The organism is Spirochaetia bacterium 38H-sp (genome assembly GCA_039023545.1).
In the GTDB taxonomy this organism is placed as follows: Bacteria; Spirochaetota; Spirochaetia; order Winmispirales; family Winmispiraceae; genus Rarispira; species Rarispira pelagica.
The window spans coordinates 1-5712 of the sequence record JBCHKQ010000008.1 but is presented as its reverse complement, the minus strand read 5'-3'; the positions used below and the strand labels follow the sequence as shown (position 1 = coordinate 5712).

The window sequence follows — 5712 nt, the reverse complement described above, 5'->3', positions numbered from 1 at the left end:
AACACGGGGCAAAGGCAGGCAATAAACTAAGCCTTTTCAATAAAAAGAGTTTTTACTCCCATTAAACTATCTCATACCCAATAAATCCCATTAGGATTCATAAAATTCTGTCTAGACAATGATGTCCACTATACTATATCTTGACTGCTCAAATACGAAAATTAATCATATTATTCTACCATCTTTAATAGATACCTTACAGGAATCTTCGTCAATAAAACACAATTCTAACAAACTACCATCAATTATGAAATCTTCAACAACATCTTTATCTATTTTCCAAATTTCACTGCCATTTTGAGTTACAGAGAGGCATCCTGTTTCAAACATAATCAGAATAATGTTTTCTACTTCAATAAATGTAGCAAATCTTGTTCCTAATTCGATTTTTATTTCATTTTCTTTTTTTTGAATATCAAAAACATTCACTTCTCTGTTAAAACCCAAAAACAGCTTATTAACACCTTTTGCCATTAAGTATTCCGGCTTTATTGAAGATTCTGAAATTATACCAATTACAAAATAAATATCGGAGATATCATCTTGATAAAGTTCTATTAATGTAAATGTATCCTCTACTTCTGAATCTTGACCTAATAACAATGAATTATTTTTAAATCTTGCTAAATATTCAAGTAATTCTGATTTACTATCCATTATAGTCAAATTTATTCTATAGTTATTAAAATTATTTTTCATATTCACTCCTAATAAATATTTACTGTAATTAATTTTGTTCCTTCCCAAACAGCTTGGACTTTAACTCCACCATTTGGCCCCATCAAAAGAAAATCTTTCGCTATTCTTCCATTCGCTTGAACAACACCAGGACCATTATAAAAAGATTCGATCAATGCATTTTGAAAATATGTTCTACCAACTTCATTATCGTAAATACCTATTTTCTCTAAACTTCTCAACATTTCTTGTGAACGTTTTATATTGTGAATATTTCCGGTTGCCTTTCCAAAAACATATTCTAGTTTACTTCCAATGTTGGGCATTTTAGTTCCAGCAGCACCTGCGGTTGTGACCTCTGCTGCAGCAGTTCCACTGATTGATGCTGCTACCGCACTTGTAGAAGCTGTTGCACTTCCGGTCGCAACATAAGCAGTGGCAGCCCCAAGTGTTGCTCCAACCACAGCCCCAGTGCCAGCTCCTATTGCTGCTCCTACTCCAACCTGTTTCCAATCTACTTTACCTGTCTCATTATAGGACTTAACACCACCTATAATTCCTCCTGCTACTCCTCCTACAACAGCTCCAATCGCAGCTGTTACCACTAAAAAGGGAACCCTCCCATCCGGATCAATATACTTCACCGGATTATTCCCCGCATAATGGTACAGCTGCAGGTTTACAAGGTTGTACACACCTCCCATCCCCGGCAGGCTCCGGTTGTGCTTACGCGCCTCATCACTTACAGGGGCTACCGGTATGTACTCACCAAGTGCAGGGTCTGAGCTTATCCACCTGCTCGTCTTTGGGGCAAGATAACCCTATCCTCCGTTTCCCTTCTCTGATATCAGTCATCAATATTATAACACAATCTTTTAATACTCTGCTTTTTAATTTTTACACCGAACGTCGCAGACGCAGCCTATGTGACACAGCACAGCCAGCAGGCCGCGGCCGCTCCTGCCTCCGGCAAACATGGGGCAAAAGGAAAGAAAAGTTAATAAGGCCTGCTTTACACATTTTTTATATTTATTCATTGTGATATAAGTATAAACTATCTATACCTAACACAGCCCATTTTATACTTGCAGATGTTATCTTTATTTGCCAACAAATTAATCCCCTTTTACCAATAAAATAAAATTATTATCAGAATAATCTACAGGTATATTCTTATCCGGGTTCTTTAAATCCACTAAAATAAAATAAGTTACATAATATTTCCTATCTGTCTCTACGACTAATTCATAAAGCACATTGGTTATTAAACTTATCTCCATATCCTTATGCATTGATGATAAATTTTCTTCCCATGCTTTTACTTTCTTATTAGACATATACTCCTTTGAAAAAGAATCTATCATTCCCGGATATTCAACTTTGCTTATAGCAGTAATCATACAGCTACGGACATAAAACGGTGAATCTGATATTTTTACAATCAACCCGTCCGAGCTTTTAAGCACCTGGATATTTGATGAGATATCCTTACTCATTGCAGTCAAAGTTGAAACAACCAACAAAAAAATTAAACTACAATAAACAATCCCTCGCATCTCTCTCCTCCTATTCTTTCAATTCTCTAATTTCTTTAACCTCAAAGATAGCAGCTGACGATTTACCTGAAGCATACAAAACCTGTGCATACCTCTGAGCTATACGATATTTTAAATTAGCCATTCTAAATGCAAAATCCCTCTCTGTTTTAGAATTTGTTAAATCACTGGCTTCTTCTAAATATGATTTATATTCAAGATAGAATTTTGTAAAATCTTGAACAAATTGCGCTTGTGCCTCAAGATAATGAATGTCTCTAAGAGTTTTAATCGTTAACTTTCCTGATATAAACTCTAATTGATTATAATCATAAACATCCACACCTAATTTATATAATATTTGCTCTCCAACAAGTACAAAAAAACAAAAGATATTTTCAGAATACTGCTGTTGATGAAAAGCCTCATGAACTAATAACGACTTACCCCATATGGACCCCATAGGATTGGGATTTATTCCAATGTAATTCCATGGGAGAGAATATGCCCGCCCTTTAACAGAATCATTTATATAGACATGTGATGCATCAAATCCAATAACATGACTTATCAAAGCCAATTCATCTGCAATCAATATCCTTCTCCCATCCGGATCAATATACTTCACCGGATTATTCCCCGCATAATGATACAGCTGCAGATTTACAAGATTGTACACACCTCCCATACCGGGCAGGCTCTGGTTGTGCTTACGCGCCTCATCACTTACAGGAGCTACCGGCACATACTCCCCAAGCGCAGGGTCTGAGCTTATCCACCTGCTAGTCTTTGGATCAAGATACCTTGCTCCGTAATAATACAGCCCTGTCTCCTCATCAAGCTCATTACCCGTAAACCTGTACGGCGTACTGTACAATCCGCTGCCAGCCTTACTCTCTATCCACACTTCCCCGTACGGCGTATACTCTATCCTCTCATATATCTCCCCACGGTAATCCGTTACAAGCTGCGCACTCCCCACATGGTCACTGTGGTAATAATAGGTATTCTCCACTGCATATGCCACACTCCCATTTGTACGTGCGTTTACCCTGGTCGCTACCCTCACCTCTCCCACATACACATTCTTGCTCATCTGCTCTCTTCTGTCAGGACACACCACCCACATGCTGTCAAAATACAAAGTCTCCCCAAGCCTGCTGTACTTTACCGCTCTCTCTCCATCCGCTCCGTACACATAATTTACTGTCAAATCCCCCTCTATGCTCGCCTTAAGCCTGTTCTCCTCATCCCACTCATAACGCCTCTCCCATACTTCCCTTCTCTAAAACCAGCCTCCAACATTATAACACAACGTTACCAAACTTTGCTTCACAATTTTTAAGACTTTATACCGAACGTCGCAGCCGCAGCCTATGCAGCACACCACAGCAAGCAGGCTGCGGCCGCTCCTGCCTCCGGCAAATAAGGGGCAAAGAAAGGAGAGCAGTATTTGACTGCTGCTTTTTAACTATCAAATTGCAAAGCTTATTTTACAATATCTGCCACGTGAGGTCTTTATCGTACTCGTACCGTGTGCGGACGCCGTTTGCGTACTCGATGTAGGTGCGCTGTCCCCGAGGGTTGTACGCGCTGTCCTTCACATACTCGGTCACCACGGGGCCGTAATCGCTCTCCAGGATGCCGGTAACGCCCGAGAGGTTGCCACCTCGGTCGTAGCGGTAGGTTATGGTTTCTCCGTCAGGATACGTGATGCTGTCCATCTGCCCAAGGTAGTTCGTGCAGTACGCAAAGGTTGCGGTTTCAGGATCGGTGTAGCCCGTGAGCCGCTCTATGGTGCGCGTCTTACCGGTCACCTCGCCGAGCATGCCATAGCTGTAGCTTGTCGTGCCCGTGCCGTCCGTGACCGAGAGGAGCCGCCCTGCTCCGTTCAAACTCGAGATCTCAGGGCCTCCGTACACATAGGTCACGTCAGGGCTGCGGGAGTAATCGGTCTTTATAAGGCGATTAAGCTCATCATAGACGTAGCTAATGGCTTCGCCCTTTGCCCGGACGTTGCTGTCGGTCTTTCGGACCACGTTGCTCGCGTTATCATAGCTGTATTCAACCCGGCCTGAGTTCGGGGACTCAAGGGCGGTTTTGCGGCCGAGGAGGTCGTAGCTAACCGTAACCGGTGTGCCCCTGTCATCGAGGGCGCAGAGCATTTCCCCGAGGGCGTTGTATTCGTAGCGCGCCCTCGTCAGCACCGTACCAGAGCTGTTCAGGCGCTGCACCTCGAGGATATTTTCCCGGATGTCCGAGAACTGGATGCTCGCGTTCATGAGGGGATCTACGGTCTTCTGGTAGCGCCGTTCGTTCTGTATGCCGTAGGAAATCGTGACTACGCTACCGTCAGACTCCGTCACCGTGGTCACGCGCTCCAGAGAGTCATACGCTTTGGTGGTCGGCCAAACGATTCCCACCATGGCCGGATACGAAACTCCCTCCACAAACACGGGCTTCCCTTCCGCGACTGTCCGCCCCGCGCTGTCGTAGACGACCGCGCCCGAGACTTTCCATGTTGATCGAGCAACACGATCAATGGCAGAGCGAAAAACGTTACTTGCCCGAGTCTGACAATCGACCTGCTTCTTCCGTAATTTACAGAAAAGGGGTTGCATAATCTATCTGACATATCAGTAGTTGTTATTCTTTACTTTTTAATGATAGAACGGATACTTTTTCTGCTTTAATATATCCTGATAAACCAAAGCATCCATCTAAATATATCTTGATTTTATCATCATCAGTTTTTACAAATCTTATTCTTTCTAATACATTTTGATGATTAAATCCTTTTAATAACATATCTTCTAAATTTCTTATTTCAAATGAGATAAAACATTCTTTTTGTTTTTTGAAATGTCCATTATCATCAGTTTCTTTTGCAGTATCAAAAACATAGAGTGTAATTTCAGCATAATTCTTATCTCTATTGAATTTTAGTTCAACAATTTCACAATCATGAAAAGTGGGGAAATATCCGAAATAATCTTCAATAATTTTTTTACCAATAATATCATTATTCATATATGTTCTCCTCTTATTCTATTGTTCTATTGGTGCTCCTGGACCTCTAACAGGACTGTCAGGATTAGTCCAATCCCAATCGTGTTTGTGAGGAACATCGGGATGATTTGTTGGATTACCATGGTCTGTATGGTCTATATCATAATCTGCATTTCCATCGGGTCCATAGTGTCTATCTTTTATTGGGTTGCCATTTTCATCTACTTGTCGTGTTGTGCTATTTGGTTTTCCCCGTATTGGTGGATTATCTGTAGTTATTTCAGGTCCATCATTTGTTTCTTCTTTACTAGTGAAAATACCATTAAACCCATTCTCAAATACTTCGGTTACTGTTTCAAGAGTGTCCTGAGCCTCTTTTACCCCTAATAATGACAACACTCCAAGGATTCCTAACACTAATACTTCATCTACAGGCCCTGTAATAATATCATCTGCCCCAAACCATCTCCCATCCGGATCCACATACTTG

7 protein-coding genes are annotated in these 5712 nt (G+C 41.4%); all 7 read right to left on the bottom strand.

The window, feature by feature from the left end; genetic code table 11:
- Positions 1-165: 165 nt before the first annotated feature.
- On the bottom strand, positions 166-699 hold the full coding sequence (locus WKV44_10415; protein ID MEM5948952.1) for a hypothetical protein: 534 nt from the start codon (positions 697-699) through the stop codon (positions 166-168).
- A gap of 8 nt (positions 700-707) precedes the next feature.
- A complete protein-coding gene (locus WKV44_10410) occupies positions 708-1382 on the bottom strand; it encodes a hypothetical protein (GenBank protein MEM5948951.1) in 675 nt (224 codons plus the stop codon).
- A gap of 411 nt (positions 1383-1793) precedes the next feature.
- Positions 1794-2144, bottom strand: coding sequence for a hypothetical protein (locus WKV44_10405; GenBank protein ID MEM5948950.1), 351 nt, complete (start codon positions 2142-2144; stop codon positions 1794-1796).
- Between the two features lie 100 nt (positions 2145-2244).
- Positions 2245-3426: an RHS repeat-associated core domain-containing protein gene (locus tag WKV44_10400; GenBank protein MEM5948949.1), complete on the bottom strand. Its 1182-nt coding sequence runs from the start codon at positions 3424-3426 to the stop codon at positions 2245-2247.
- Between the two features lie 280 nt (positions 3427-3706).
- The gene (locus tag WKV44_10395; protein MEM5948948.1) at positions 3707-4639 is read right to left on the bottom strand and encodes a hypothetical protein; all 933 of its coding nucleotides are present in this window, start codon (positions 4637-4639) and stop codon (positions 3707-3709) included.
- A gap of 220 nt (positions 4640-4859) precedes the next feature.
- A complete protein-coding gene (locus tag WKV44_10390; GenBank protein ID MEM5948947.1) occupies positions 4860-5243 on the bottom strand; it encodes an Imm50 family immunity protein in 384 nt (127 codons plus the stop codon).
- An 18-nt stretch (positions 5244-5261) separates the two neighbouring features.
- Positions 5262-5712: hypothetical protein (locus tag WKV44_10385; GenBank protein MEM5948946.1), on the bottom strand; the 451-nt coding region annotated here is incomplete at its 5' end.